A 26,250-nucleotide genomic window follows, 5' to 3' on the forward strand; every position below is an offset into this window, starting at 1 on the left:
AGATACCGCTCTCTTTTAAGTTAGGGCCAACCGTACTAGAATGAAAACAAAGTTCCTTTTCGGCTGCCAGTATGACGTATTTTTCTTTGTCAAACGAGTCCTTATATACCTTTGCTATTAGCTTCGTAGCTATTGCTGCGGTGCTGTTTGCACTGCGTATTTACACCCAAGTCAGAGCGCGGCAGGCCTTAAAAGAAGAGCTCGCCCAGCGTGATAACTTTGCGCTGGGAATTAGCTATGCCAGTTATCTGCTCTCGTTAGTGCTGATTATCGGCTACCTAGTGGATGACTTTTCACTGACGGTGATGCGCGAAGAGCCGTGGAAAGTGCCGCTTTTGCTAATACTGATGCTACTTTTTACAAAAGTTGGTCAAGCTATTCATCGAAAATGGATTCTCAGTCGTTTTAATGAAGAGAAGGCTATTTTAAAGCAGAACGTGTGCGCCGCCCTAGTCGACTCGGGAATGTTATTAGGAAATAGCATTGTGGTTATAGGTTTGGTCAGTTGGTCTCAAACTAACAGCATGTATTCTTTGCTTGTGGTGTTTGTAAACTTCTTATTTTTGCAGGGCTTATTTGCCCTAGATAGCAAAGTGCGCGAAGCTCGCTTTGCTAAGGTAAACCAAGGCGCATCGCTGCAAAGTAACTTTAACTTGGAAAATACCTCAATCGGTATTCGTTACGCAGGCAAATCTGTAGGTATGGCCCTGGCCCTTTACGCAGGTCTAGCCAGCGCCAATTACTACAGCGGCAAGATGGTAGAAAATGTCTTTACATTGGCTGTGCACTGCGGTCTGATGTGGTTATTGGTCAATGCCATGGCTCGCGCCGTGTTGTTGATCGTACTTTATCGTGTCGACACCGGGGTTGAGGTTGATCACCAAGACAATGTTGGCATTGCTGCTGTGGTGTTTTCTGTATACTGTGCCATGGGCTATTTGCTGATTCAGTTTTTCGCCTAGTGGCAACGGAGAGAATGAATGGATAAGGATCTTAGCAACTATTTACTCATCGACAGCGATCCACTGTTGAGCCGAGCCTTTTGCGCCAATCCCTATGCGCACGGAGTGATAGTTGCTGGAGCGAACACCCGTCATATGGTTAAGCTTATGTTTGACCAGCAGGTAAAGGATTATTGTTATTGTGACTTTGATAACGAAATCAGTGTAGCTGAATTATCAAGTTACGCCTCGCGACACCATAGCGTTGCTGGCGTGCTGGTGTTTGCCTGCGCCTATGAAAGTGCTAGCAATTCCTTTAAATGGGTCATTGATTCGTTACATGAAAATCGGTTATTAATTAATAAGCAAGGCGCTGATTACCACCTTACACCACTGACTACGCCCTATCACCAAAATCACCTCAGCTGTAATCAGGATCCTGATATACTTGCGCATTTAGGCGACTAGTTTAGACTGTCGCAAAATCCTGATGATGGACAGCGTAATGAGAATTCCGCATATTTTCGAGCCGACCATAGGCGCTTTAGGTACAGACTTTAATTTAAGTGATGATGCAGCTGGGCACGTAGGCCGTGTGTTGCGCATGCAAGTTGGCGATCAACTGCGGCTGTTTAACGGCCACGGCGGTGAATATCACTGTGAAATCGTTGATAGCAGCAAAAAATACGTGACCGTTCGCTGTATAGAGTTTATCGATAGTGAATGTGAATCTCCCCTTGCTATCCATCTTGGGCAAGTGATCTCCCGTGGCGATAAGATGGACTTTACTATTCAAAAGTCGGTGGAGCTCGGGGTGAGCGAAATTACCCCGCTATTTAGTGAGCGCTGTGGGGTTAAGCTCAATGGCGAACGCTTAGCAAAGAAGCATCAACAGTGGCAGAAAATCGCTATCGCCGCAGCCGAGCAATGTGGTCGTAATCGTATTACCACCATTCACCCGCCAATCGGTCTTGAGCAATGGCTAACCCAGCCGAGCGACGCCACTAAGCTTACGTTACATCCTCGCGCGCAGCACAGTATTAAGACTATGCCGGCGCCAAGTGCGGGTGTGCGCTTTTTAGTTGGCCCTGAAGGCGGCTTTACCGATGCAGAGATCCACAGCAGTCATGAGCATGGCTTTATGGATATTCGCATAGGTCCACGCGTCTTGCGCACAGAAACGGCGGCTTTAACGGTCTTAAGTGCGTTACAGATGCAGTTTGGTGATTTAGCGAATTGAATTTACTGCGCGCCAACCCCATAAAATAATTAGATTGATTAAACGAGTAGAGCAATGGCAATTAAACTGGGCATTATCAGCGACCCAATTTCTGGGTTTAATATTAAAAAAGACACCGGCTTTGCAATGATGCTGGAAGCCGAAAAGCGCGGCTATGAATTGTATTATATGGAAATGGACGATCTGTTTCTGCGCCAAGGTGAAGCTTTTGCTCACGCTGCTCGCGCTCATGTGTTTGATAATGCCGAAAAGTGGTATGACTTAGCGCCGCAACAGGACATTGCTTTAGGCGATCTCGATATTATTTTAATGCGCAAAGACCCACCTTTTGATACCGAATACATCTACGCCACCTATATCTTAGAGCGCGCAGAACTGGCTGGCGCCTTAGTCGTTAATAAGCCGCAAAGTCTGCGTGATGCCAACGAAAAGCTTTATACCGCCTGGTTTAGCGAATTTACGCCAGACACCTTAGTGACCCGCTCGGCGAAGCAGATCCGCGCCTTCTTGGCTGAACATGGTGACATCATTATGAAGCCACTCGATGGCATGGGCGGCGCCTCTATTTTTCGAGTCAAAGAAGACGACGCCAACATCGGTGTGATCATCGAGACCCTGACTGAGCATGGCAAGCGTTATGCTATGATCCAAAACTATATTCCTGCCATTAAAGACGGCGACAAACGAGTCTTAGTCGTTGATGGCGAAGTAGTTCCCTACTGCTTAGCGCGTATTCCTCAAAAAGGCGAAACGCGAGGCAATCTCGCCGCTGGTGGTCGCGGTGAGGTGCGCCCTCTTACCGATGATGAGCGCCGTATCGCTGAGACACTGGCGCCAACGCTAAAAGCCAAGGGACTATTATTTGTGGGTCTGGATATTATTGGTGACAAACTCACTGAAGTGAACGTTACCGCGCCAACATGCGTTAAAGAAATAGAGGCTGAGAGCAACTTTTCTGTCACCGCATTGTTTTTTGACGCGCTTGAGCGCAATTTAACAACCTCTTAATCGTGGAGATGTCTATGCAGTCATTAACCAACCACTTTTTGGTCGCCATGCCCTCGTTACAAGAGCCATTTTTCAAACACGCAGTGGCCTATATTTGCGAGCATAACGACGAAGGTGCCATGGGTTTGGTGATTAACCAACCTATTGATGTCACGGTGGGTGAGTTATTAGACAAAATAGACATCGACAACGATAAAAACCAACAAGCCGCTGGGCGCCAGGTGTTTGCTGGTGGACCGGTGAAAACTGACCGAGGCTTTGTATTGCACACGCCCAAGCCGGGCTACGCGTCATCGCAAAGTTTAAGCTCCGAGATAATGATCACCACCTCCAAAGACGTGCTTGCGAGTCTCACCACCAAGGATGCGCCGGAGCAATTTATCATCACCTTAGGTTATGCCGGTTGGTCTGAGGGTCAGTTAGAGCAAGAGCTGTTGGAAAACTCGTGGCTAATTATGGAAGCCGACCCCGAGGTTATTTTCAATACCCCCATCAACGAGCGCTGGCATAAAGCCTTAGAACTTATGGGTATTGATGCTAATAAGCTTAGTTTGGAGGCGGGTCACGCATGAGTGAGTCCTCAAGTTCTAAAATGGGCCAGCGCAGTGTAATGGGCTTTGATTTTGGTACCAAGAGTATTGGCGCCGCCATCGGCCAGGAGTTAACAGGTACTGCTAATGGCCTGCGCGCTATCAAGGCTCGTGATGGTATTCCTAATTGGGATGATGTTCGCACGCTGGTCGATGAATGGCAGCCAGACTTGTTAGTGGTAGGTTTACCACTGAATATGGATGGCAGCGAGCAAGAGCTCACGCGCCGGGCACATAAGTTTGCCAATCGCCTGCACAATCAAACGGGGTTGCCAGTACAAACCCAAGATGAACGACTAACCACGGCCGCCGCCAAGGAGCAGCTATTCGCCGAGGGCGGCTATCGAAACCTAAGTAAAGGCAATATTGATAATGCCTCTGCGGTGCTTATTCTGGAGAGCTTTTTTGCCGCTCAAGGGGGCTATTAAGCACTGCCATCTGCGTTAAATCAGGAATAAACCCCGCTTGCTCGTAAGCTGCTCGAATTCGGCCCTGCTCGCGTAGCTTAGCCAGTCCTTTTTGGAGTGCTTTAAAGGCCTGCTGACCTTGGGGGTGATTACGAGACACTACAAAGTGGCGACTGTCTTTTATTTGCACAACAAAGTGCGGATGCGCCTTCAGTGATATGTTATCCAGTTGGTAATGGTTATTATACTGAGGCATCAGTGGCATCAACATAAAGTCGACCCACTGCATCGACACCATGCGCGCTTGCGATAACCATTCATCTTCCTTAATCATGCGTTTCAACGGCAGTGCCTGCAAGGTGCGCCAATCACTGCGCCAGCGCGGCGTAGATACAGCGGTGAGTGCGGTCATATCGGCCAGCGATGTTATACTCTGCACCCGCGTGTTATCTGGGTGACTATAAATACCCGCATAATACTCACCTTGACGGATCACTGCATCGCTGACAAAAACCGCCTCGCTGAGTATCAGCGCATCAGCACGCCAATAGGTATCAAAGCTAATTAATAATTTACCTTGTTCCAGCAACCGCGTATTACGAAAATTAATCTTGCCGACACGGTAGTTAAAAGTGTACTCGAAGCCGCCTAGACGCAGCGCTTGCTGCGCCACTATCATATCGACCACATCCCGACGCACACGCTTACCGCTAAAGTCGCTGACGGCTAAGGGCGAGCGCCCAGCCAGAAAAGCTACATAATCGGTATAAACATCATCACGCAAATAGATGTCAATGCTTTGCTCTCTGCCCTGAGCAGGCAGTAGCACGGTGAGTATCAGCGCGTAAAAAAACGCCCTGATACTTTTTACGCTTGAGCGTTTAGCTATCGCTATCGTCGCCAAGGCCGTCCACCGTTACCCCTTGTAGGAAGCCTGCACCTTGTTGTTCGTTGTTACGAAGCTTAATCATCAAACGAAGATCGTTCGGTGAGTCAGCGTGGTGCAGTGCATCGGCGTAGTTGATGAGGTTTTGCTTGTACAGATCAAACAGCGCTTGGTCGAAGGTTTGCATGCCCATTTCTTTGGACTTGGCCATCACCTCTTTGATGGAGCCGATTTCGCCTTTTTTGATCAGCTCGGCAATCATCGGTGAGTTTAGTAACACCTCAATCGCTGCCACACGACCATTACCATCTGTAGTAGGGATCAGCTGCTGAGCAATAATAGCGCGCAAGTTAAGGGCCAAATCATATTTGAGCTTGTCGTGCTTTTCCTTAGGCACCAAGTGCATAATACGGTCAATGGCTTGGTTGGCGTTGTTGGCGTGCAAGGTAGCAACACACAGGTGGCCAGTCTCAGCGAAGCTTAACGCATATTCCATGGTTTCTTGCGAGCGGATCTCACCAATGAGAATTACATCCGGGGCCTGACGCAGCGAGCTCTTCAGTGCAGCCTCAAAACTCTCGGTATCAAGTCCAACCTCACGTTGGGTAATGATACTTTTGTTATGCTCGTGTACGAATTCAATTGGATCCTCAATGGTAAGGATATGGCCTTTTTGGTTGCGGTTACGATAACCCAGTAGCGCCGCCAATGAGGTCGACTTACCGGTGCCGGTACCACCGACGAACAGCACTAGACCACGTTTTTTCATGATCACATCGGTAAGCACTGAAGGCAGACCGAGTTCATTAACGTCGGGTATGGTGGTAACGATGCGACGAATAACCATCCCCGCCTGATCACGTTGCCAAAATGCCGAGATACGGAAACGTCCCTCATCGGTGGCAATGGCAAAGTTACATTCTTTAGAGTTATGAAACTCATTGATTTGTTTATCGGACATTGCCGACTCTACCAAGGTCAATGCCTCATCATCACTGAGCACATAGTCATCAAGGGGGGTGAGCTCGCCATTCACTTTGGCACTCACCGGCAAATGCGTAGAAACAAATAAATCCGATGCCTGCAAGGCGATCATCTTCTGCAAATAATGCGCTAAAGGTTGTATCATGGTGTTAATCCTACTACTGACCCGACATGCCGAATTGGGTCTTATCATGGGCTTTCGCCTGCGCTGCCTGTGTGCTGATAAGGCCACGGTTTAGCAAGTTTTGTAAGCACTGGTCCATGGTCTGCATACCATGTGCAGCGCCAGTTTGAATCGACGAGTACATCTGCGCAATTTTATCTTCACGAATAAGGTTTCGTATCGCTGGGATACCTATCATAATCTCATGCGCCGCAATTCGCCCGCCCGACACTTTTTTCAACAGTGTTTGCGAGATAACCGCGCGCAGTGATTCTGAAAGCATCGAACGTACCATGTCTTTTTCTTCACCGGGGAAGACGTCGATGATACGGTCAATGGTCTTTGGTGCTGAGGTGGTGTGCAAGGTGCCAAACACTAAGTGACCTGTTTCTGCTGCGGTCATCGCTAGGCGAATGGTTTCTAAGTCCCGCAGCTCACCGACCAAGATAACGTCGGGGTCTTCACGCAACGCACTGCGCAAGGCATTGTTAAAGCTGTGCGTATCACGGTGAACTTCCCGCTGGTTAATCAAGCTTAGCTTGTTTTGGTGTACGAATTCTATCGGGTCCTCAATGGTGAGGATATGGTCGTGGCGTGATTTATTGATGTAATCAATCATCGCCGCCAAGGTGGTTGATTTACCAGAACCTGTTGGCCCAGTCACCAATACCAGACCACGGGGGTTTTCCGAGATGGTTTTAAATATCTCCGGCGCGCCCAAATCATCCAAGGTCAGCACCTCATTGGGGATGGTACGAAACACCGCTGCTGGGCCTCGGTTAGAATTAAAGGCGTTAACACGAAAACGCGCTAAGTCAGGAACCTCGAACGAGAAATCCACTTCTAGGTTTTCTTCGTATTCTTTGCGCTGTTTATCGTTCATAATGTCGTAGACAAGGCCGCTGACTTCCTTGGCCTCAAGCACGGGAATGTTAATACGGCGCACGTCGCCGTCGACACGAATCATCGGCGATACACCGGCTGAAAGGTGTAAATCCGAGGCCTTGTGTTGCACACTAAAGGCCAATAATTCAGTAATATCCATAACAGGACTCCACAACTAACTGATAACTTTATGGTTACAATAGCAGAACGACTCGATGCCGCCTACGCCCGAATCGCTACGGCGGCAAAAAAATGCAATCGCGATGAAAAAGACATCACTTTAATCGCCGTTTCTAAGAAAAAACCCTTAGAAGATATTTTAGCGGCTTTTGATCATGGTCACCGAGAATTTGCTGAATCCTATGTCCAAGAAGGTGTTGAGAAGGTGCAGGCACTTAACGACCATAAGACAATAGTATGGCATTTTATAGGCCCCATTCAGAGTAATAAAACCAAAGCGATTGCCGAGCACTTCCACTGGGTGCAAAGCGTTGATAGGGAAAAAATTGCTCGGCGTTTAAATGAGCAGCGCCCCACGAATATGAAACCGCTCAATATTCTCATTCAAGTGAATATTGATAACGACGACAATAAGTCTGGCTGTTCAGTAGCACAATTGCCGCAGTTGGCTGAACTCGTTGACAATAGTCGACAGCTGCACCTGCGTGGATTAATGGCAATCCCAGCAAAAACCGACAGTTTCGATGCGCAACTGCAATCTTTCGAGAAATTAAAGGCTTGCTTTGATAAACTACAGACCCAATATCCACAGCTAGATACCTTGTCCATGGGCATGAGTGCTGATGTGGATGCGGCCATCGCAGCCGGTTCAACCATGGTCCGAGTGGGCACTGCTATATTTGGAGAGCGCAGCTAGGACGTTGAATCGTATATTCTAATAACACAACAAGTTGAGGTTTATATGTCACAAAAAACCATCGCGTTTATTGGTACTGGAAACATGAGCTACGCCATTATTGGCGGCATGGTGAAAAACGGTTTTGCGAAAGAGCGCATTATTGCTACCAACCGTAATCAGGAAAAACTCGCGAAGGTCGCCGCTGACTTTGGTGTACAAACCACCTCGGATAACGTTGAAGCGATTAAAAAGGCCGATGTCATCGTGTTGTCGGTTAAGCCACAAATGATGGCGGATTTAGCGCAAAGTTTTATTGATGCTGGTGTTGATTTTAACGGCAAAGTGTTTATTTCCGTGGCGGCGGGCATTACTGTTGCGCGCTTACAAGAAATGCTCGGCCAACCAGTGAAAATGGTGCGCTGCATGCCGAACACGCCTTCATTATTGGGCCGTGGTGTATCAGGCCTGTATGCCGAAGGTATCAACGAGCAAGAACGCGACTTTATTCAAAGTGTATTTGAATGCACCGGTATCGCTGTATGGGTTGATGAAGAAGCGCAAATTAACAACATTATTGCCGTTACTGGCTCTTCACCTGCATACTTCTTCTTGTTTATGGAAGCCATTGAAGAAAAAGCTAAGGCACTAGGCTTTGATGAGCAACAAGCTCGAGCACTAGTACAACAAACAGCTTTGGGTGCAGCGGAGATGGCCTTGTCGCAGGACGATATTAGCATTTCGCAACTGCGCGCTAACGTCACCTCTAAAGGCGGTACCACCCACGCTGCCGTTGAGCACCTAAAAGATCAAGGCCTAGTACAGACTGTTGCCGGAGCCATGGATGCCTGTATTGCCCGTGCCCAAGAGATGGAAAAAGAAATTTAACTTGCGAAGAGACTAAGCTCATGAATGCCATGCAATTTCTTGTTGGGATCGTATTCGATCTATTTTTAATGGTGGTGCTGTTGCGCTTTTGGCTGCAGGCTGTGCGAGCGGATTTCTATAATCCGCTGAGTCAATTTGTGGTGAAGGCCACCAGTTTTGCAGTGAACCCATTACGTAAAATCATCCCCGGTTTTGGCGGTTTGGATATCGCTTCACTGGTGCTGGCATTCATTGTTGCCTTTGCCAAGGTCAGTGTGCTTCTGATGATGTTCCACGGCGGCTGGAGTGCCCCTACGGTGCTTATCTCCGGCGCTCTAACGGTAGTTAAAGAAGGTCTTAACTTACTGTTCTGGGTACTCATTATTCGCGCCATTTTGAGCTGGGTCAGCCAAGGTTACAATCCCATAGAAGCGATTTTCCATCAACTTACTGAACCCATGCTAAGACCGATACGCAAGGTGATCCCACCCCTTGGTGGCTTGGATCTTTCTATCCTTGTCTTGATTATCACCTTACAGTTCTTACAAATTTTGTTTATGGACTTTATCGGCTAACCTGAACTCGCAGCAAGCCCCGGCTTTGCTGTTCTCTGGTACACTTAAGGGTAAAGAGTGCGTTGGTCGAGCTAAGGCCAACGCCTAACCACAGGAGTCATATTATGAAAACCCTGTTCACTGCATTGCTGTTATGCATACTCAGCATCTCCCCCAGCTATGGCGAGCAAGCCGAAGTTCAAGGGGGCCAATTTAAAAACTTGGGTCACTGGCAAGTACACTATATTGCCTTTCCCTCAACATCCGTTCCCGCAGAAGTTGCGCGTAACTATGACTTAGAACGGGCTGGCGATAGAGCTCTAATCAATATTTCGGTATTACAAAATAACCAAGCCCAAGCCGTCGACATTCAAGGCAGCGCCAAAAACCTCATTGGTCAAACAGAACAATTAACCTTTAAAGAAATTAAAGAAGGCGAGAGCATCTATTACATAGCCCAAATGCGCTTTGATAACGAAGAAGTTTATCGCTTTGAAATAACCTTAACGCAAGGAAACACAGTTGAAGTGCTGCGTTTCCATCAAAAATTGTACGAACACTAAGAGAGAATGCATGACCACTTGGGTGCTAGCCACAGGTAACAAAGGCAAAGTTGCTGAGCTCAGTGCGCTGTTAAGCGAGCTAAATATTGAAATAAGACCACAAAGTGAGTTCCAGGTAAGCGATGCTGAAGAAACTGGCACTACCTTCGTTGAAAACGCCATTATTAAGGCTCGCCACGCCAGTGCCGAAACGGGTCTGCCTGCAATCGCCGATGACTCCGGGTTGATTGTTGATGCCCTTGATGGTGCTCCCGGCGTGTATAGCGCTCGCTATGCTGGGGCCAATGCCAACGATGATGACAACATAGATAAATTACTCGCGGCCATGCAAGGTAAAAACCAACGCAGTGCCCGCTTTTGCTGTGTGTTAGTGCTGGTACGCCACCAACACGACCCATTGCCATTAATCTGCCAGGCCACTTGGGAAGGAGAAATCACCTCAGCGCGCAGCGGTGCCCAAGGTTTTGGCTATGACCCGGTATTCAAAGTAAACGGTTTGGAAAAAACCAGCGCCGAGCTAAGCAAGGAAGAAAAAAATCGTCTGAGCCATCGTGGACAAGCATTACGCCACTTACTCAGCGCGTTAAAAGGCTAAGCAGTGCAACACCTTCCACCTTTGAGCTTATATATTCACATCCCATGGTGTGTCCAAAAATGCCCTTATTGCGACTTCAATAGCCATGCGCAAAAAGGCCAACAAATCCCTGAGCAAGAATATGTGCAGCATCTGCTTGGCGACCTGCGCAATGACGCGCCGCTCGCCTGCGGACGCCCTATTCACAGTATTTTCATTGGCGGTGGTACGCCAAGCTTGCTCTCCGGTCAGGCTATGCAACAATTACTTGACGGTGTAAGAGCGCTCATTCCCCTACAGGAAAATGCCGAAGTGACCTTGGAGGCAAACCCAGGCACAGTTGAGGCGGGGCGTTTCAGTGAGTATGTTCAAGCCGGGGTCAATCGCATCTCTATCGGGGTGCAATCAATGCAACAAGATAAGCTGAAAGCCTTGGGCCGCATTCATAGCCAAGAAGAAGCCATCAATGCGGCAAAACAAGCCCATGATGTTGGCCTTCGCAGCTTTAACCTCGATTTGATGCACGGCCTCCCTGGCCAGTCTATTGATGATGCATTGGCAGACTTAACACAAATCATCGCGCTGCAACCCCCGCATATTTCTTGGTATCAGCTTACTATTGAGCCTAACACGCAATTTTACTCCAAGCCCCCGACCCTGCCAGAGGACGACACCTTATGGCAAATCCAAGAAAGGGGGCAAGCACTGTTGGCCGAAGCGGGCTACCAGCAGTATGAAATTTCCGGCTACGCAAAGCCGGGACATCAGTGCCAACACAACTTAAATTATTGGCGATTCGGCGATTATTTAGGCATAGGCTGTGGCGCTCATGGCAAAATAACCAAGCCTGATGGGCAGATCGTGCGCACCGAGAAGGTCAAGCACCCGCGCGGCTATATGGATTTAACCAAGCCATATTTGTATCGCGACTGGTCAGTCAGCGAACAAGAGCGGCCATTTGAGTTTATGATGAATCGCTTGCGGTTAATGGAGTCTTGCCCTATCGCTGAATTTGCCCAGCTGACCGGCTTGGCGTTATCGCATATTGAGCCGCAGCTGCAACGAGCGCAGCAACTAGGGTTAATCGCATTAGATAATACCCAACTAACAGTCACAGCTCAGGGTCATCGTTACCTTAATGAGTTACTTGCGCTCTTTGTTGACGATTAAACTTCGGCTTATAAAGTAGCCACAAACACAGAAGGATAAGCACAATGAGGTGGGTGTTTTTGCTAGTAACACTGTTGGCTGGTACGGCGCACAGCGCCACTAATGAGCCGGTCATTAAAGACTTTGGGCTCTTTTATCCGGTGCCCGACAGTGACCCTATTGGCCAAGACGTGCACTTTAAAATTGCCTTTGACGTGGCCTCTGGGGCACCGGTTGGTGAGCAAAATAACCACATCAACTCATTAGCCCGATTTATAAACATGCATGTGGCCCATGGCGTGAATCCAAAAAATATAGCATTGGCACTGGTAGTTCATGGCGATGCGACCCAAGATGTACTCAAGAGCAGTGAATACCAAGCGCGATTTGCCGCTGATAATGCCAACGCTTCGTTAATTCGCCAACTGCTCGCAAATAATACCCAAGTGTATGTGTGCGGCCAATCGGCAAAGCACAACAACATCAATGCTAAGCAGTTGTTGCCTGGGGTCCGCATGGCCCTTTCTGCCATGACCGCCCATGCACAATTACAACAACAAGGGTATACACTGAATCCATTTTAGCGATATAGCAGCCAATAGCGCAGTCCTGCATTTAGCCTAACGACTGTGATACTTGGCGCTATGTGCAATATTAAAACAACAAGTGAAATAGGTATCTAACTATGCGTAAGCTCACTCTAATCGCGGCCACTGTCAGTGCCGCACTACTGGCTGGTTGCCAAGGCACCCCAGCAAATAACAGCACTGCTAACAGTGCGCCAGTACAGCAGCAAGTGGTGCAATCGGAAGTAGCAAAGGCCAATGCATTTTTCGAAGAGGTCTTTAACCGTAATGTGATGCGCAGCCCTGTGTACCAAACCTACATGGGCATTAAAAAAGACTATGACAAGTGGGACGATGAAAGCGAAGCACGCGCTAAAGAAGATTTAGCGTTAGCGAAAAAAGATCTCGCCACGCTGGCGACCATAGATCGCGCTAAGCTCGATGCGAATACCCAGATCAGCTATGACCTAATGCAACAAAACTTAGAGCAAAGCATCGCTGATTACCAATGGCGCTACCATAACTACCCAGTTAACCAAATGTTTGGCACCCACTCTATGGTGGCGGCGTTCCTTATCAACCAACACCAAATCAGCAGTGTTGAGGATGCCAAAGCCTACATTGCTCGTTTAAATGGGGTGCCTAAGCTATTTACACAGCTACAAACCAATTTACAAACTCGCGCAGAAAAAGGCATCATTGCCCCGAAATTTGTATTCCCACACGTCATTGAAGCCAGTCAAAACATCATAAAAGGTGCCCCCTTCGGTGGTGATAAAGACTCTACCTTATTGGCCGACTTTAAACGCAAAGTCGACAAGCTAGATATCGACAATGGCGATAAGAGCGCCTTAATTGCCGAAGCCACCGAAGCGCTACAAGTCTCAGTCAAGCCAGCATATAACGGCTTAATCAGCTACCTACAACAGCTTGAAAAACGCGCCGATAACCGTGACGGTGCTTGGAAGTTCCCTGATGGTAAAGCCTTTTATAACACCATGCTGGAGCGCACCACCACCACCGATTTAAGCGCGGAACAAATCCACGCCATCGGTCTTGCGGAAGTACAGCGTATTCATGATGAAATGCGCGCCATCAAAGAAAAAGTCGGCTTCGAGGGCGATTTAAAAGCGTTCATGGAGTTTATGAAAACCGATGAGCAGTTCTATTACCCCGATACCGAAGCCGGTCGCGAAGCATACCTAAATGAAGCTATCCGTGTGATTGATGATATGAAGGGACGCCTCGATGAGCTGTTCTTAGTAAAACCTGAAGCCGGACTAAAAGTAAAACGTGTTGAAGCATTCCGCGAAAAGTCAGCGGGTAAAGCCTTCTATCAACAGCCGGCTCCAGATGGCTCACGCCCAGGTGTCTACTACGCTAACTTGTATGACATGGAAGCCATGCCCACCTACCAATTGGAAGCCTTGGCTTATCACGAGGGGATCCCAGGCCACCACATGCAAATCGCCATTGCCCAAGAGCTCGAAGGCGTGCCTAACTTCCGTAAATACGGGCGTTTTACCGCTTACACCGAAGGCTGGGGACTTTACTCAGAGCTGCTGCCAAAAGAAATGGGGCTGTATCAAGACCCTTACTCTGACTTTGGCCGTTTAGCGATGGAACTTTGGCGCGCATGTCGTTTGGTTGTAGATACCGGTATCCATGCTAAACGTTGGACGCGTCAACAGGGTATCGACTACTACGTCAATAACACCCCTAATGCAACTTCGGACGCAGTGAAAATGGTAGAGCGTCATATCGTTATGCCATCACAAGCCACCGCTTATAAGATTGGTATGCTGAAAATCGTTGAGCTGCGTGAGCAAGCTAAAAAGGCGCTAGGTGATAAATTCGATATTCGTGAATACCACAATATCGTGCTTAAAAATGGCCCAGTACCACTGAACCTACTTGAAGAAATGGTTGCCGACTGGGTCGCTAGCAAGCAGGCATAAGGCAAGAGAAACAGTAGCCGTAACAAGCAAAAAGTTTGTTACGGCTTTTTTATGTTCGCACTAAAGCCCGCTGTCTTGGGGCTAATCCACCAAGTAATACTCAATGGTGCTCACCACCCTGACCTTTTTTAAATGCGGCGAGTTGGAATCGCGGCTGCTAATGCTAAATTGGCCTTGGCGCGCCGACTTAATTTTGCCGAGCGTTGATTGCGAATCATGGGCAAATTTAGTCGCCACTTCACGGGCGTTATGAGTTGCCTGTTCAATCATCTGCGGTTTTAAGTCATTCAAGCTCGTGAATAAATACTCAATACGATTGCTGTAGCTATCGCCACTGACAGCAATTCCTTGTTTTGCCAGTTCGCTTATCTGACTGCTCGCATGACGAACTTTCTCGGGGTCTTGGCTGTACACCGACATATTCGCTGTCACCAAGTACCTTAACCCCACTTGCTCTGGACCATATTGCTGAGCTTTCTTGTCTACCACCGCGATCTGGCCGAGGGATATTTCTTCATCACTGAAACCATGCAGTTTTAAAAAGGCCACCACAGCAGCTTGCTTTTTCTCCACCGCCGCCATCACATCATCAAGTTTATCCCCCGCCTCGGTAAAGGCAATGGGCCAAATGGCGGTATCTGCAGGCACTTGCTGCTCGGCCAAACCTTTAACCGTGACCGTTCTGTCCATGGCTTTAAATTGCACTATGGCGCTGTGTAGCAAAAAACCAATTGAGGCCAGCCCCAAAGCCAACAAAAATGCCGGTAATATATTGATGTGCGTTATACTTTTGTGCATTGGTGCTTTCCTTTTGCAGCAAGTGTGAGAGTATATTTCAGTGATCAGTGTACCAAAAAGAGTGAGCTATGAGCGTAAAACGCATTAGTCAGTTCTTCAACCCCCAATCGATTGCCGTTATTGGCGCCTCTAATAACCCTTCGCGCCCTGGTTACATCGTGATGCGTAACTTGCTACAAGGGGGCTTCAATGGCCCCATAATGCCAGTCACACCGAAATATGAAGCGGTACATGGGGTACTGGCCTATGTCGATATTGCCAGTCTGCCACAAACACCCAGTCTCGCGGTGATCTGCACCAATAAACAGACCATTGCGGGCTTACTTAGTGAATTAGCCGCGCGCCAATGCCGCAACGTTATTGTTATCGCCGCCGGGCTTAGCAGCGAGCAAAAACACAGCCTCACGCAGCATTGTAAGGCGCTGGGAATGAATTTACTGGGGCCCAATTGCTTGGGGTTGATGATCCCCCATTTAGGCGTTAACGCCAGCTTTTCACACACTGTCACCCGTCCGGGGAGGCTCGCTTTTATCTCCCAATCGGCAGCGGTGTGCTCAACCATTTTAGACTGGGCCGAACACAAAGATATTGGCTTTTCTTACTTTGTCTCTGTCGGGGATTGCCTCGATATCGATTTTGGCGAGCTACTTGATTTTCTCGGTCGCGACGCGCGCACTAAAGCGGTATTACTTTACATTGATAACCTCAAAGACATTCGTGGCTTTATTTCTGCGGCGCGTGCTGCTGCCTTTAGTAAACCGGTGATTGTTATCAAAACCGGACGTACCGAGGCCGGCGCCCAAGCTGCTTTCGCTCACACCGGCGGCAACACTAGCTCAGATGCGGTATACGATGCTCTTATTCAGCGCGCCGGTATGCTCAGAGTTGCTGATTTACGCGAGCTATTTGCCGCCACGCAAACTCTGGCGCTGCACCCTAAACTGCTTAAAGTCGAACCGCTGTGTATTCTTACCAATGGCGGCGGCCCGGCGGTAATGGCTGTGGACAGCCTGCTGCAGAGCTCCGGTAAACTCTGTGAGCTCAGTGACGAGACCTTGGCGGCGCTCAATGCGGTGATCCCACAATCAGAAGCAGCCGCTAACCCGGTGGATATTTTCGGCGACTCCGACCCGGGACGCTACCAACAAGCCTTGAAAATATTGCTCGAAGCCAAAGAAGTGGAGAACTTATTAATTATTCACACTCCTTCTGCACTGGCGCCGAGTACCGAGTATGCGAAAATCATTGTCGATACCGTGGCCCAAGTCGATAGCCGTCGTCGTCCTTTTGTGATGACCAATTTTATGGGTGAAAATGCCGCCTATGAAGCGCGCAAGATATGCGCTCAAGGGGGCATTCCCACCTACCGCACACCAGAGGGCGCAGTGGGCGCATATATGCACCTAATTAACTATCGCCGTAACCAAAAGCACTTAACGCAAACCCCTGAATCCATCGTTGATGAGTTAGCAATTAACGCCCAAGATACCCAAAGTGCTATTGATGCTCATTTAAGTCGCGGTGAAACCTACCTCAGTACCCACCAAGCGGCGCCCTTGTTGGCCTATTATGGTATTGATACGGTGACTACCCATATCGCCACCACTCCCAGCGAAGCTGCTGAGGTGGCCAGCGAATGTGGCTTTCCGGTGGTGTTAAAGCTGATTAGCCCTGACATTGCTAGCAAATCTGAGGTCGGAGGCGTACTGCTCAACCTCAATGATGCACATGAGGTTGAGCAAGCCGCGTTTGCTATCTTGCTGCGTATCAAGCAAACCTACCCACAGGCAAATATTCATGGCTTTTCCATCCAACCTATGGTGCCGCGCGCCGGTACTCATGAGCTGCGCATTGCCATTAAAACCGATCCCCAATTTGGGCCAGTGATCCTGCTAGGTGAAGCCGGGAGCGCCCTTGATTTTTCACAAGCGGCAGTCGCTCTGCCGCCGTTAAACATGAATTTGGCCAAGTACCTGATTGCCAGCGCCCAAGATAAGGGCGTACTCAAGGAGCGGACGCTACCAGAAAAAGTAGATAAGTATCGACTCTGTGCACTGCTCACTCGGGTGTCACAACTGATAATCGATCAACCGGATATTCATCACTTGGAGCTAAACCCACTGCTTGCCACCCAAGGCCAGTTTTTGGTGCTTGATGCTTGTATTGAAATCAGTCACTACCAACGCCTAGCACATCGTAAACGCTTGGCCATTCGTCCCTATCCTAAAGAATGGGAACGCTCGGTGACACTCAAAGATGGCTCTCAAGCCTTACTGCGCCCTATCCGCCCCGAAGACGAGCAAGCACACCGTGAGTTTGATGAATCTTTGTCGAAAGAGGATCGTTATCGCCGTTTTTTTGGCGAAATGCCCCATTTTAGCCATGAACAATTAGCGAAAATGACTCAGATAGACTACGACAGAGAAATGGCGTTTATTGTCACCCGTAAACACCATGCTAAAGACTGCACTTTAGGTGTATCACGGGTACTTATGGACCCAGATAATGCCATAGCGGAATTTGCCATTGTCATAGGCTCGCAGTATCAAGGTTTGGGCCTAGGCCGGCTGCTTCTACAAGCGGCCATTGATTACTGTAAAGAGCAAGGAGTTGCCAGCGTTCAAGGGACCACCTTGTGGGAGAACACCGGGATGATTGAGTTGGCACGCAAGCTCGGATTTACCGTGCGTCGCGACTTTGAAGAAGGCACGATAGAGATGATCTTGCCGCTGAATAATGCATGAGAAACGATGATAAGAATAAGAAACACCTTAGCACAAGTATTTGAATCTCGGGGCCGGGTGCGCCATTACGGCTACGCCTTTGACGCTATTTTAGTGGCACTGATCCTCGCCAATGTCATTGCTATTGTTATTGAGTCGGTGCCCAGTGTTGCTAAACAGCACATTGGCTTTTTCGCTTATTTTGAGCTTATATCGGTGAGCATTTTTACCCTTGAGTATTTAGCTCGGTTGTGGACCAGTGTTGATTTGGAGCGCTTTGAGAACAGCACTTTGAGTGATACGCAACGGCGCCTGCGCTACCTTTGCTCGCCCATGGCGATTATCGATTTGTTGGCTATTCTGCCCTCTCTACTGGTGTTCTTTGTGTCCTTCGACTTGCGCTTTTTGCGGGTTTTACGACTGCTGCGTATCTTCAAACTCACACGCTACTCGCGGGCCATGCAGTTGCTGCTGCAAACCATTCGAGAAGAAAGTGGCTCTTTGTTTGCGGCCTTCTCTATTATGGCGGTGATTTTAATCGTCGCCGCCAGTGGCATTTACTTATTGGAACATGATGTCCAACCCGATAAGTTTGGCTCTATTCCCAAGGCCATGTGGTGGGCATTGATCACCCTGACGACCGTAGGGTATGGCGATGTCGTGCCGATCACCGGGTTAGGCAAGGTATTCGGTGGCATCATTACCATTTTAAGTATGGGGATGGTGGCCATTCCCACTGGTTTATTGGCATCTAGCTTCTCCGACCAACTGCGCCAACGTCGTGATAGATACAGCGAAACAGCTTACCAACTGATGGAAGACGGAGTGATTTGTGTTGATGATCGTGAACATCTCGATGAATTAAGAGTAGAGCTGGGTCTGAGCAAGAAAGAGTGCGCGCAAATAGAGCAACAAGTACGGGAAAAACATCCTTTAAAGCGCTTTTGCCCACATTGTGGGCATCACCTAAATTAGCTGCGGTTACTTAAGCAAACTAGCAATGCTGTCGCCCAAGGCTGGGCGCTGCATGTGAAATCCTTGTATCGCGGCACAGCCGATGTCGCGCATCAGCTGTGCTTGGCGCTCAGTTTCCACGCCAACGGCAATCACGGTCAACTCCAAGGCGTTAACCACCTTGAGAAAACGAGTGACTTTAGCTTGCACCGACATATCCATACAAATTTCAGCAACTAACTGCGGACCCAACTTCACTGCGCTGAGCGTATCACCACACAGTTCAGGGACACAAAAGTCATCACCACGATTGACCTGCAGAGCTATTTTTACACCCTCTTGCTGAAGCATTTGCAATGCTTGTTTGGCTTGCTCGTCTAACTGCAGCCAATCATTCACATGTATCTCCAACATCAGCTGCGCGAGGGGAAAGTTAAAACTACGCAGCAGGTGAGTAATATCGCCGGTACACCCAGGTTGGCTAAACTCGCGCCCGGACAGGTTCATGTTTATAGTCAAATCGTGACGCTGGCGCAACCAAAGCTGACTCTCTAGTATCGCTCGCTCTAGGGTTTGTAAAAATAACTTAGACCATAGTTCGGGCTTGCGCACATGAACTAAAAATTCGTCAGGAGCAAGTAATTGCTGCTGCTTTTGCCAGCGTAATAACACCTCAAAGCCGATAACTTGCTGATTCTGCGATGCAAAAATAGCTTGATACTGATTGACGAACTCACACTGCTCGTAAGCAGATGCCACTGCTTTTTCGGTGTCTATACGCCGTTGCACATAAGCGTTCATTTCCGGCTTAAAGAACTGACAGTGGCTCCCGGTTAGACGCTTTGCCTGATACATCGCCAAATCAGCACACTTTAATAACTCGTCACTGCGTTGCGCGTCTTGTGGGAAAAGCGCGATCCCAAGGCTAACCTCAACCAGCGGTTCCATTACCCGCTGCTTGAACGGCTGAGTTAATACATCGCGTACTTTTTTACACACAGTGACGATATGCTCGACATCGTCCATATTCTCCAACAGCAATGCAAACTCATCGCCACTCACACGCCCTAGACTGTCTTGCGAACGCACCGTACGCTGTAGCCTATAAGCGAGGCTAAGTAACAGCTGATCACCACTTTCGAAGCCACGCGCACTATTGATTTTATTAAGATTGGCAATATTAATCAGCACTAATGCACACTGGTTTTGTTGCCGCGCTGATTGCTCCAGCGCATGTTCCACTCGGTCCATAAAAAGAGCCCGATTAGGCAAGCCCGTTAAACTATCGTAATGGGCATGCTCACGCTTACTGGCGAGAGCGTTTTTAGGCGCGCTGATATCGGTAAGGATAATGATATAGCTGGTGAGGTGGTGCTCAGCATCTGCCACCGCACTCATTTTCAATAGTACCGGTACCTGCTCACCATTTTTAATAATGACAACTTCCTCACTCTGATAATGCTCACCCACATTGAGGTCATTCAAGATACGTAAGTAGTTAATACGGGTATTTTTGCTCAACCCAAGAGTGAGGTGTCGACTTGAGCGTGTACTTGGTGAATAGTTAAAGTGCTCCCGTAACGCTTGGTTAGTGGCACGGATACGCAATTTATGATCAAGAATAATCACCCAATCACTGGTTTGCTCAAACGCTGCACCAAATAGCCGTGCATTTTCTTCAAATACCAACTCCCGGGTCATATTGGTATAGGTACCAGCAACTTGCATAGGCAAATCGTCTTGCCACGCCATGACTTTGCCAAAGTCCTTATACCAGCGCCATAAACCGTTGCTGTGACGCAGGCGATACACACAGTTGAAGTAACCCTTATCTGTGGACAAGAACTCTAACCACTCAATACGGAATTTTTGCCGCTCATCAGGATGAATAAGTGCCAGATAATCATCTAAGTGGCAGCTATCGTAGTCATAACCCAGTTCCTCGCGCAGACGCGGTTGGTATATTTGGCTCCCCTCTTGTCGCCAATCCCATACCCCAGAATGACTGCCGTCCAAGGCGAGTTTCAGCCGAGCTTCTGATTCTTTGCTCTCATTGTGGGCAGCAATAATCATGCGCTGAATCTGATTACGGCGGTACAGCCACAAGCCCACCAGGGTCGCCCCCAGCAGTACATATAAAGTCAGGTAAAAAGGTGAGCTCCAAGGCGGATAATCGACCTTGATTTGCAGCTGCGCGGGATCAGTAAATTCGCCTGTGAATGGGTCCTGTGCCCACACCTTGAGAGTATGCAAACCTGGGTTAAGCTTTGAAAATACCACCCGGTTATTATCTTTGGTATGTGCTTTGGGACTGTCGCCAAGCTGATATTGAAAAATAATACGGTCTTGATAGTTGTATATCATTGCCGCAAAAGACACCTCTAAGCCGATATCATCATGCTCTAGATGCACTTGCTCTAACGGGCTAAGTTGTTTATCTAACTCCCGATAGGCGAGCTGCGCGGAAGTAATATTGACGCGCTTAAGTAACGCTCGCTGCGGCTGGTTCTGCTGTGGGTAAAAAAGTGTTGCGCCTTTAACGGAACCATACACCACTCGACCATCATCAAAACGGCTAAAAGAGCCGCCATTAAACTCATTCGTGGCCAACCCTTCTTCGGTGGTATATTGCTGAAAGTGCTCAGTCAATGGATTAAAACGCCAAACACCTTTGTGGCTACTCATCCAAATCATGCCATGCTCATCCAGCACCAAATCATACATTAAGGTCCCCAGCCCTAGTTTCTGTAAATCGATGCGTTTAATCAGCTCGAATGTGCGCGCATCCAGCGCCACTAGTCCAAAGTTAGAAAACGATAGCCACAAAACATTTTGATGGTCGACGACATAGCTGTTGAGATTCACCGCCAAGTTTTCATGGGACTGAGGTACTTCGTAGAGCAGCTGTAATTTTTGCTGCTCGCTATCAAGGCGTAACAACTGACCACCACTGTAAAATAAGGGTTGGTTCGGCTTATCAGGCAGTGGTTTGTTGAAGCCGAGCGCAAGGAAGGGGTCAAACTCATCAAGGTCGCCGTGCAGCGGCGTGAGCACTTTCGTATCTAAGTCGAAATAGAAGAATCCTTGGTCTTGGTTCACTCCATATACGCGGTTATCTGGGGTTTTGTATAGGCCATGTAACCAGCCTTGCAAATACTGTTGCTGATCATTGTTGGTAGCAATAACACGATGTAGCTCAGTACTATCAATATCGAAATAGAATAAGCCTCGTGTAGTATTTAACAGTAACTGATCAGCAAAAGGAATGAGCCTGTAAATACTAAAGGCATTATCAAGCTGATCGCTCAAATGGTTTTTGTACAAAATTTGGCTGCTATTGTGCTGTGTATCGACAATAGTAAGGCCATTGTGAGTCCCCAAATAAAGGGTATTATCGACCACAGTGGATGCCCAAATATTGTGGTGCGACAGGCCCTCGCCACGTAAATTCTGTGCTGTTAGATTATCAAATTGAAAATGCTTTTTCGGTAAAAAGAAGGCGCCATCACTTTTGGTTCCCACCCACAAATCCCCTTGCGGCGTCTCTTGCATAGCGATAATACTGGCGTCTGACAAACTGTACTCGCTGTCGATAAGTTGGCGACGTTTACGCAGAGCTCGGGTGGAAATATTAAATTCAAATAAGCCTTTATCAGTGGCTAACAGTACGGTGTCTTCGCCTAACACCTGCATTTGCCATATGTTCAAGTCAGCTATTAACATTTCGCTAGCAGGCGAATGTGCATCAGCGGCGAGCGAACCATCGGCGTTAATATCAAGCTGATACAGACCTTTTACCGTGCCAACCAACAAATGTTCAGCGTCTATCACCGCGAAAGACTTCACATTATTACGGTGAATCCCACTAATGCCTGCGGGAAGGTGTGCCAAAGAACGGACTTTCTTAGTCTGCAAATCATAGATATAGGCACCCGAGCTAGTACCGACATAGACCTGCTCGCCGAATTTAAACATCTGCCTTACTAAAGAGCGCTCATCTTTACTCTCCAGCGTGAACAATGAGGTAACTTCGCCGGTCTCTATATTCAGGCTCGCCACATCCTCACCACGACCAAGCCAAAGCTCATTGGGGCCAATAGCCAGCATAGTAAATACCGCTTTAGCGAACGTAACGTCGTCGCTCTGTGGCGGCCCCAGCACTTGCTCGGTGCGCCCGGTATCAGGGTCAAAACGATGTAACCCAGCGAGTAATGAGGCTATCCAAATATGACCTTGTTGGTCTTGATAGAGAGCGTCGATCATCGCCTCATCAAGCTCGCCGTTGTCTCCGGCAACAGCAATGACCTGATAACCATCGTAGCGATTCAAACCGCTTTCGGTGCCCAACCACAAATAGCCGTATTTATCGATCAACATATTACTGACATAGCTTTGCGACAGCCCTTCATTCGGCGACAGTCGTTGTACTTTGGCACTCACTGCACACGCTAAGAAGCAGCAACACACTAGCAAAGCTCTAAGCATGGTTTCCTCGATTCAGGCAATATGCCAAGATATCGCGTCCTTGGCGCTGATAGGCATTAAATCGCTGTTGTAATTCGTCGGGCAAATCGGGCTCGGGCTGAAACCCTAAGCTGAGGTAAAAAGCGGCTAAATGAGCATAAATAAAACTAAAAATGGGCTGCTTTTGGTGTTGGCACACAGTACTGATTAACTCCCGAGCAACCCCGTTTTGCCGCCACTGTGGGGCAATAAACACGCCAACGAGTAGCAAGTTCTCCGACAAGTGCAGCAACCGTGCTGCACCAATGATGCCACTATCGGCTCTGGCTACCCAAACCTGGTCTGCCTTAGAGGCACGACCTCGAGCCCCATAAGCCTGATAAAACTTGTTAACTAATGGGGTGGCGATGTCAGCAAGGCGCTGCACATCAACGTCGCTCATCGCGATGCACTCATCAATGCCAAATAATGTTCAAACTGTTGCTTGAGATAATTTTGCTCAGAGACAGGACGAATATTAATCGCCTCGTAAACTTTGTCGCGGGCATTTTTACCGCGCACTATTTGGTAAGCCCAAAATGAGGCCTCGTAGTCTAGCTGAATACGGTACTTTTCTTCGCGAGGCAGTAGGCACAAATTGAAACTCATCGCAGTTACACTCAGGTTGGTGTTCATATCCTGACTATACTATACCAAATCCGACCTATGGCAAAAGTAGATAGTTTGTTGCTTAGTTGCGACAAGTGCTAGAAAAACCTAACTAACTTCCCTAGAATGGTGGCGAAATTTAACGCGTATTTTACATGGGTAACGGAGTAAGCCCAATTGCGAAACAAGGAAGTGCCACGCATAAACTATGGTATAGCATGCTTAACTCAACCTTGTTACAACGCACCATCCTCTATGTTACTTCGCTATGGCTGCTGAGTGCGTCTGTTGGCGCCTATGCATCGTCTAACATGACCTTTAACAAGCCTGTTGATACACCACAAGCTCGCTATGTTATTGAACTTATGGATTTAGCCTATGATCAGCTTGGATATCAGCTTGAGTTGATAGAGTTTGACCAGCCACAAGCATTACGCGCTGCCGACGAAGGAACTTTAGACGGGCAATTAGGGCGCATTGCTGCAATTGAATCTCGTTACGCTAATTTGGTTCGCGTTGATTTTCCATTGTTTAAGTTTGAGTTGATCATGCTTACGCGCTGCGCCGAGTGCCAACTGAACGATCTTAATAGCGTGGTGCTGCGTAGCGGTTACCCGGTAGCCGAACAATACCTCGACAGCCAAAATTACCAAGGCCGGCGGCTAAGCCTAAAAAGCGTCTCGGCGCAATTAAACCTCTTAGCTCAACGACAAGTTGATGGCATTGCCATCTTAGACTTTCACCTCAAGCAGGCTTTCGACAGCCATAGCAACCCCAGCTATCATCGCCAGCATCTTAATGATTACTACAGCTACCACTATGTGCATAAACGCCATGAGGCGTTGATCCCTGACTTACTCGCAGTGTTAAACACCCTTAAACAAAATGGCGTTGTTGACTACCTAAAACAAAAGCACGGCTTATAAATCAAGCTCTCCCTGCCCCGTATCAGGTGTGTTGATGTCACCCTGTTGTTGCTTGCGCTGCATTGCTCGCTTATAGCGCTGATGACAAAGTAGGTTAACGTGACGTTTTTGCTCATCACTGAGTTGGTTCCACATAAAACGCTCATCACGAGAACGAAAGCAGCCTAGGCAATAACCTCGGTTATTGACCTGACATACCCCTTTGCAGGGGCTATCAATAGAAAAGATTTCCAGCTGCTGCATGTACGCTCTACCCAGTGTGATTAGGCCAAGGTTCAATGCTACTTGCAGCGCATAACGCCGAGCGCATCGACTACCCTAGCCTTTGTTACCCTTGGTGTGTATTAAAAACCAACCCTAGGTATAACGTTAATGCCAAAGACTCTGAATTACCAGCCTAGGTATCCATTTCTTCCTTGCGCAGTACTGGGCGCGCATACAGGGCCGTAACGAGATCGCGTAGCTCTTCGGGAATCGCACGCATACGCTCATCAAACTCTTTCACATCGACGGACTCGGAATCAACAACCGCATCACCGTGCTTAGCGGCAATGTAATTGCCTGGGTGCAAATAAAAAGATTCAACAATCTGCTTATCGATGGTTTTTGCAAGATCCTCTGGGGTATCACAGCCACTTTGCACCGGTTGACCAAAAGCGAGGTGGACATGGCCTTTATTGGTCGTAAAGCCCTCCACTATACTACTGATATCCTCACCGGCAGATTTTATATACTCGCCGTGGTGCTTTTTATGATAGAGCTCCTTCGCTTTGGATATCGCACACGGTTCATATTGATAAGAAATGGACACCGGCACAATTTTTAGCTCGCGTACATACTCAGCAAACTCTTTCTTTTGCTTGCGCCCATTCAATTGCAACATTTTTAATAACGCCGGATCGGTTTGATCAAAACCGTCTTTGGTACGCCCTTCGCGCTGGGCTATCCAAATACTGTGGCCATCCTGCAACGAGTCATAAATATAGGCTGAGAGCTGTGATAACGCTTTAAGCATTTCTTTCGGTGCTTTTGCCGAGCGTTTTACAATAAAACTTTTGTTTAAGCGCATCAGCTCAGTGATGTATGGGATCTGTAGCAGATTATCACCAATGGCAATACGCACGGTATTCATATCATGTTGGTGCAAGCCAAAATTAACCAACGCGGGATCAAGCACGATATCACGGTGATTGGAGATAAACAGATATGCTTGGTTTTTATCGAGCTTGTCTAGCCCTGAATAGGTGACCTCTGAGGTGGTGTTGTGGATGATGCGCTCAAGATAATGCACAACTTCAAGCTGGACTTGGCGCACTGAGTTTACTTGGCCCCATTTACGTTTCAGGCTCGCACGCACCAGCGGGCGAGATAGAAAGCGCATACCGGCAAGCCAACCGGGCAAATTATGCTTCGCTATCAAATCAACAAAGTCATTATCTGCTACCAACCGGGCAACAGCATCTGCTACTTCGTCGTCATTATAGGGTCTTATGTCTGCATACTTATCCACGATTACACCTTATTACCACAGGCAAAAAAACGGCGC

26 protein-coding genes are annotated in these 26,250 nt (G+C 48.1%); 17 read left to right on the forward strand and 9 right to left on the reverse strand.

Annotated features, from left to right (window positions below; genetic code table 11):
- The first annotated feature begins 71 nt into the window (after window positions 1-71).
- The 6 genes from MHM95_RS08140 to ruvX are packed head-to-tail and all read left to right on the forward strand — an operon-like array spanning window position 72 to window position 4,207.
- Window positions 72-962, forward strand: coding sequence for a hypothetical protein (locus MHM95_RS08140; RefSeq protein WP_022946309.1), 891 nt, complete (start codon window positions 72-74; stop codon window positions 960-962).
- Window positions 963-980: 18 nt separating this feature from the next.
- The gene (locus tag MHM95_RS08145; protein ID WP_022946310.1) at window positions 981-1,409 is read left to right on the forward strand and encodes a hypothetical protein; all 429 of its coding nucleotides are present in this window, start codon (window positions 981-983) and stop codon (window positions 1,407-1,409) included.
- A gap of 37 nt (window positions 1,410-1,446) precedes the next feature.
- On the forward strand, window positions 1,447-2,181 hold the full coding sequence (gene rsmE, locus MHM95_RS08150; RefSeq protein WP_239385004.1) for a 16S rRNA (uracil(1498)-N(3))-methyltransferase: 735 nt from the start codon (window positions 1,447-1,449) through the stop codon (window positions 2,179-2,181).
- Between the two features lie 54 nt (window positions 2,182-2,235).
- The gene (gene gshB / locus MHM95_RS08155; RefSeq protein WP_045979570.1) at window positions 2,236-3,189 is read left to right on the forward strand and encodes a glutathione synthase; all 954 of its coding nucleotides are present in this window, start codon (window positions 2,236-2,238) and stop codon (window positions 3,187-3,189) included.
- Between the two features lie 14 nt (window positions 3,190-3,203).
- A complete protein-coding gene (locus MHM95_RS08160) occupies window positions 3,204-3,761 on the forward strand; it encodes a YqgE/AlgH family protein (protein ID WP_239385005.1) in 558 nt (185 codons plus the stop codon).
- Entirely contained in the window at window positions 3,758-4,207 is a 450-nt protein-coding gene (gene ruvX / locus MHM95_RS08165) for a Holliday junction resolvase RuvX (RefSeq protein ID WP_239385006.1), read from the forward strand. The genes MHM95_RS08160 and ruvX overlap by 4 nt, the downstream gene beginning before the upstream one ends.
- On the opposite strand, the gene MHM95_RS08170 is transcribed toward ruvX, so the two are convergent.
- From MHM95_RS08170 to MHM95_RS08180, 3 genes are read right to left on the reverse strand one after another with little or no spacing between them, the layout of a single operon-like run.
- Window positions 4,167-5,090: a hypothetical protein gene (locus tag MHM95_RS08170; protein WP_238319663.1), complete on the reverse strand. Its 924-nt coding sequence runs from the start codon at window positions 5,088-5,090 to the stop codon at window positions 4,167-4,169. The two genes, ruvX and MHM95_RS08170, sit on opposite strands and share 41 nt — an antisense overlap.
- Window positions 5,068-6,201, reverse strand: coding sequence for a PilT/PilU family type 4a pilus ATPase (locus MHM95_RS08175; RefSeq protein ID WP_022946316.1), 1,134 nt, complete (start codon window positions 6,199-6,201; stop codon window positions 5,068-5,070). Before MHM95_RS08175 ends, MHM95_RS08170 begins: the two co-directional genes overlap by 23 nt.
- Before the next feature lie 13 nt (window positions 6,202-6,214).
- Entirely contained in the window at window positions 6,215-7,264 is a 1,050-nt protein-coding gene (locus MHM95_RS08180) for a type IV pilus twitching motility protein PilT (RefSeq protein ID WP_022946317.1), read from the reverse strand.
- A gap of 30 nt (window positions 7,265-7,294) precedes the next feature.
- Between MHM95_RS08180 and MHM95_RS08185 the strand changes: the two genes are divergently transcribed.
- The 8 genes from MHM95_RS08185 (at window position 7,295) to MHM95_RS08220 (ending at window position 14,191) form a co-directional block, all read left to right on the forward strand.
- The gene (locus tag MHM95_RS08185) at window positions 7,295-7,981 is read left to right on the forward strand and encodes a YggS family pyridoxal phosphate-dependent enzyme (RefSeq protein ID WP_045979572.1); all 687 of its coding nucleotides are present in this window, start codon (window positions 7,295-7,297) and stop codon (window positions 7,979-7,981) included.
- Between the two features lie 45 nt (window positions 7,982-8,026).
- A complete protein-coding gene (gene proC, locus MHM95_RS08190) occupies window positions 8,027-8,848 on the forward strand; it encodes a pyrroline-5-carboxylate reductase (RefSeq protein WP_239385007.1) in 822 nt (273 codons plus the stop codon).
- 20 nt (window positions 8,849-8,868) lie between these two features.
- Window positions 8,869-9,402 carry a YggT family protein gene (locus tag MHM95_RS08195; RefSeq protein WP_239385008.1) on the forward strand — a complete coding sequence of 178 codons (534 nt, stop codon included), beginning with the start codon at window positions 8,869-8,871 and terminating at the stop codon, window positions 9,400-9,402.
- Window positions 9,403-9,506: 104 nt separating this feature from the next.
- The gene (locus MHM95_RS08200) at window positions 9,507-9,944 is read left to right on the forward strand and encodes a DUF4426 domain-containing protein (protein ID WP_053910609.1); all 438 of its coding nucleotides are present in this window, start codon (window positions 9,507-9,509) and stop codon (window positions 9,942-9,944) included.
- A gap of 10 nt (window positions 9,945-9,954) precedes the next feature.
- Window positions 9,955-10,539, forward strand: coding sequence for an XTP/dITP diphosphatase (locus MHM95_RS08205; RefSeq protein WP_239385009.1), 585 nt, complete (start codon window positions 9,955-9,957; stop codon window positions 10,537-10,539).
- 3 nt (window positions 10,540-10,542) lie between these two features.
- Window positions 10,543-11,688: a radical SAM family heme chaperone HemW gene (hemW, locus tag MHM95_RS08210; protein ID WP_045979574.1), complete on the forward strand. Its 1,146-nt coding sequence runs from the start codon at window positions 10,543-10,545 to the stop codon at window positions 11,686-11,688.
- Window positions 11,689-11,732: 44 nt separating this feature from the next.
- Window positions 11,733-12,251: a DsrE family protein gene (locus MHM95_RS08215; protein ID WP_239385010.1), complete on the forward strand. Its 519-nt coding sequence runs from the start codon at window positions 11,733-11,735 to the stop codon at window positions 12,249-12,251.
- 101 nt (window positions 12,252-12,352) lie between these two features.
- Window positions 12,353-14,191 carry a DUF885 domain-containing protein gene (locus MHM95_RS08220; RefSeq protein ID WP_239385011.1) on the forward strand — a complete coding sequence of 613 codons (1,839 nt, stop codon included), beginning with the start codon at window positions 12,353-12,355 and terminating at the stop codon, window positions 14,189-14,191.
- Between the two features lie 81 nt (window positions 14,192-14,272).
- Here the strand turns inward: MHM95_RS08220 and MHM95_RS08225 are convergent, their stop codons facing one another.
- Window positions 14,273-14,989, reverse strand: a complete 717-nt coding sequence (locus MHM95_RS08225) for an SIMPL domain-containing protein (RefSeq protein ID WP_239385012.1) — start codon at window positions 14,987-14,989, stop codon at window positions 14,273-14,275.
- A gap of 68 nt (window positions 14,990-15,057) precedes the next feature.
- Between MHM95_RS08225 and MHM95_RS08230 the strand changes: the two genes are divergently transcribed.
- Together MHM95_RS08230 and MHM95_RS08235 are read left to right on the forward strand one after the other, a co-directional pair.
- Window positions 15,058-17,733 (forward strand): bifunctional acetate--CoA ligase family protein/GNAT family N-acetyltransferase, encoded by a 2,676-nt coding sequence (locus MHM95_RS08230; protein WP_239385013.1) that lies wholly within the window; start codon window positions 15,058-15,060, stop codon window positions 17,731-17,733.
- Between the two features lie 6 nt (window positions 17,734-17,739).
- Window positions 17,740-18,687 (forward strand): ion transporter, encoded by a 948-nt coding sequence (locus MHM95_RS08235; RefSeq protein ID WP_239385014.1) that lies wholly within the window; start codon window positions 17,740-17,742, stop codon window positions 18,685-18,687.
- 6 nt (window positions 18,688-18,693) lie between these two features.
- Here the strand turns inward: MHM95_RS08235 and MHM95_RS18870 are convergent, their stop codons facing one another.
- From MHM95_RS18870 to MHM95_RS08250, 3 genes are read right to left on the reverse strand one after another with little or no spacing between them, the layout of a single operon-like run.
- Window positions 18,694-23,106, reverse strand: coding sequence for an EAL domain-containing protein (locus MHM95_RS18870; protein WP_239385015.1), 4,413 nt, complete (start codon window positions 23,104-23,106; stop codon window positions 18,694-18,696).
- 37 nt (window positions 23,107-23,143) lie between these two features.
- The gene (locus MHM95_RS08245) at window positions 23,144-23,572 is read right to left on the reverse strand and encodes a GNAT family N-acetyltransferase (RefSeq protein ID WP_239385016.1); all 429 of its coding nucleotides are present in this window, start codon (window positions 23,570-23,572) and stop codon (window positions 23,144-23,146) included.
- The gene (locus MHM95_RS08250; RefSeq protein WP_026111308.1) at window positions 23,569-23,778 is read right to left on the reverse strand and encodes a DUF3283 family protein; all 210 of its coding nucleotides are present in this window, start codon (window positions 23,776-23,778) and stop codon (window positions 23,569-23,571) included. Before MHM95_RS08250 ends, MHM95_RS08245 begins: the two co-directional genes overlap by 4 nt.
- Before the next feature lie 218 nt (window positions 23,779-23,996).
- Between MHM95_RS08250 and MHM95_RS08255 the strand changes: the two genes are divergently transcribed.
- Window positions 23,997-24,704: a transporter substrate-binding domain-containing protein gene (locus tag MHM95_RS08255; RefSeq protein ID WP_239385017.1), complete on the forward strand. Its 708-nt coding sequence runs from the start codon at window positions 23,997-23,999 to the stop codon at window positions 24,702-24,704.
- Here the strand turns inward: MHM95_RS08255 and MHM95_RS08260 are convergent.
- On the reverse strand, window positions 24,699-24,947 hold the full coding sequence (locus MHM95_RS08260) for a DUF1289 domain-containing protein (RefSeq protein WP_151173155.1): 249 nt from the start codon (window positions 24,945-24,947) through the stop codon (window positions 24,699-24,701). The two genes, MHM95_RS08255 and MHM95_RS08260, sit on opposite strands and share 6 nt — an antisense overlap.
- A 154-nt stretch (window positions 24,948-25,101) precedes the next feature.
- Window positions 25,102-26,214: a 1-acyl-sn-glycerol-3-phosphate acyltransferase gene (locus tag MHM95_RS08265; protein WP_022946335.1), complete on the reverse strand. Its 1,113-nt coding sequence runs from the start codon at window positions 26,212-26,214 to the stop codon at window positions 25,102-25,104.
- Window positions 26,215-26,250 lie beyond the last annotated feature (36 nt).

This window comes from Pseudoalteromonas sp. CnMc7-15 (assembly GCF_022347925.1).
Taxonomy (GTDB): Bacteria; Pseudomonadota; Gammaproteobacteria; order Enterobacterales; family Alteromonadaceae; genus Pseudoalteromonas; species Pseudoalteromonas ruthenica.

Coding starts and splice junctions, on each gene's coding strand:
- gshB (WP_045979570.1), top strand. CDS start 2,236: ATGGCAATTAAACTGGGCATTATCAGCGACCCAATTTCTGGGTTTAAT.
- MHM95_RS08195 (WP_239385008.1), top strand. CDS start 8,869: ATGAATGCCATGCAATTTCTTGTTGGGATCGTATTCGATCTATTTTTA.
- MHM95_RS08225 (WP_239385012.1), bottom strand. CDS start 14,989: ATGCACAAAAGTATAACGCACATCAATATATTACCGGCATTTTTGTTG.
- MHM95_RS08175 (WP_022946316.1), bottom strand. CDS start 6,201: ATGATACAACCTTTAGCGCATTATTTGCAGAAGATGATCGCCTTGCAG.
- MHM95_RS08180 (WP_022946317.1), bottom strand. CDS start 7,264: ATGGATATTACTGAATTATTGGCCTTTAGTGTGCAACACAAGGCCTCG.
- MHM95_RS08255 (WP_239385017.1), top strand. CDS start 23,997: ATGCTTAACTCAACCTTGTTACAACGCACCATCCTCTATGTTACTTCG.
- MHM95_RS08200 (WP_053910609.1), top strand. CDS start 9,507: ATGAAAACCCTGTTCACTGCATTGCTGTTATGCATACTCAGCATCTCC.
- rsmE (WP_239385004.1), top strand. CDS start 1,447: ATGAGAATTCCGCATATTTTCGAGCCGACCATAGGCGCTTTAGGTACA.
- MHM95_RS08160 (WP_239385005.1), top strand. CDS start 3,204: ATGCAGTCATTAACCAACCACTTTTTGGTCGCCATGCCCTCGTTACAA.
- MHM95_RS08260 (WP_151173155.1), bottom strand. CDS start 24,947: ATGCAGCAGCTGGAAATCTTTTCTATTGATAGCCCCTGCAAAGGGGTA.
- MHM95_RS08250 (WP_026111308.1), bottom strand. CDS start 23,778: ATGAGTTTCAATTTGTGCCTACTGCCTCGCGAAGAAAAGTACCGTATT.
- proC (WP_239385007.1), top strand. CDS start 8,027: ATGTCACAAAAAACCATCGCGTTTATTGGTACTGGAAACATGAGCTAC.
- MHM95_RS08205 (WP_239385009.1), top strand. CDS start 9,955: ATGACCACTTGGGTGCTAGCCACAGGTAACAAAGGCAAAGTTGCTGAG.
- MHM95_RS08145 (WP_022946310.1), top strand. CDS start 981: ATGGATAAGGATCTTAGCAACTATTTACTCATCGACAGCGATCCACTG.
- MHM95_RS08220 (WP_239385011.1), top strand. CDS start 12,353: ATGCGTAAGCTCACTCTAATCGCGGCCACTGTCAGTGCCGCACTACTG.
- MHM95_RS08235 (WP_239385014.1), top strand. CDS start 17,740: ATGATAAGAATAAGAAACACCTTAGCACAAGTATTTGAATCTCGGGGC.
- MHM95_RS08215 (WP_239385010.1), top strand. CDS start 11,733: ATGAGGTGGGTGTTTTTGCTAGTAACACTGTTGGCTGGTACGGCGCAC.
- MHM95_RS08140 (WP_022946309.1), top strand. CDS start 72: ATGACGTATTTTTCTTTGTCAAACGAGTCCTTATATACCTTTGCTATT.
- MHM95_RS08230 (WP_239385013.1), top strand. CDS start 15,058: ATGAGCGTAAAACGCATTAGTCAGTTCTTCAACCCCCAATCGATTGCC.
- MHM95_RS08185 (WP_045979572.1), top strand. CDS start 7,295: ATGGTTACAATAGCAGAACGACTCGATGCCGCCTACGCCCGAATCGCT.
- MHM95_RS08245 (WP_239385016.1), bottom strand. CDS start 23,572: ATGAGCGACGTTGATGTGCAGCGCCTTGCTGACATCGCCACCCCATTA.
- ruvX (WP_239385006.1), top strand. CDS start 3,758: ATGAGTGAGTCCTCAAGTTCTAAAATGGGCCAGCGCAGTGTAATGGGC.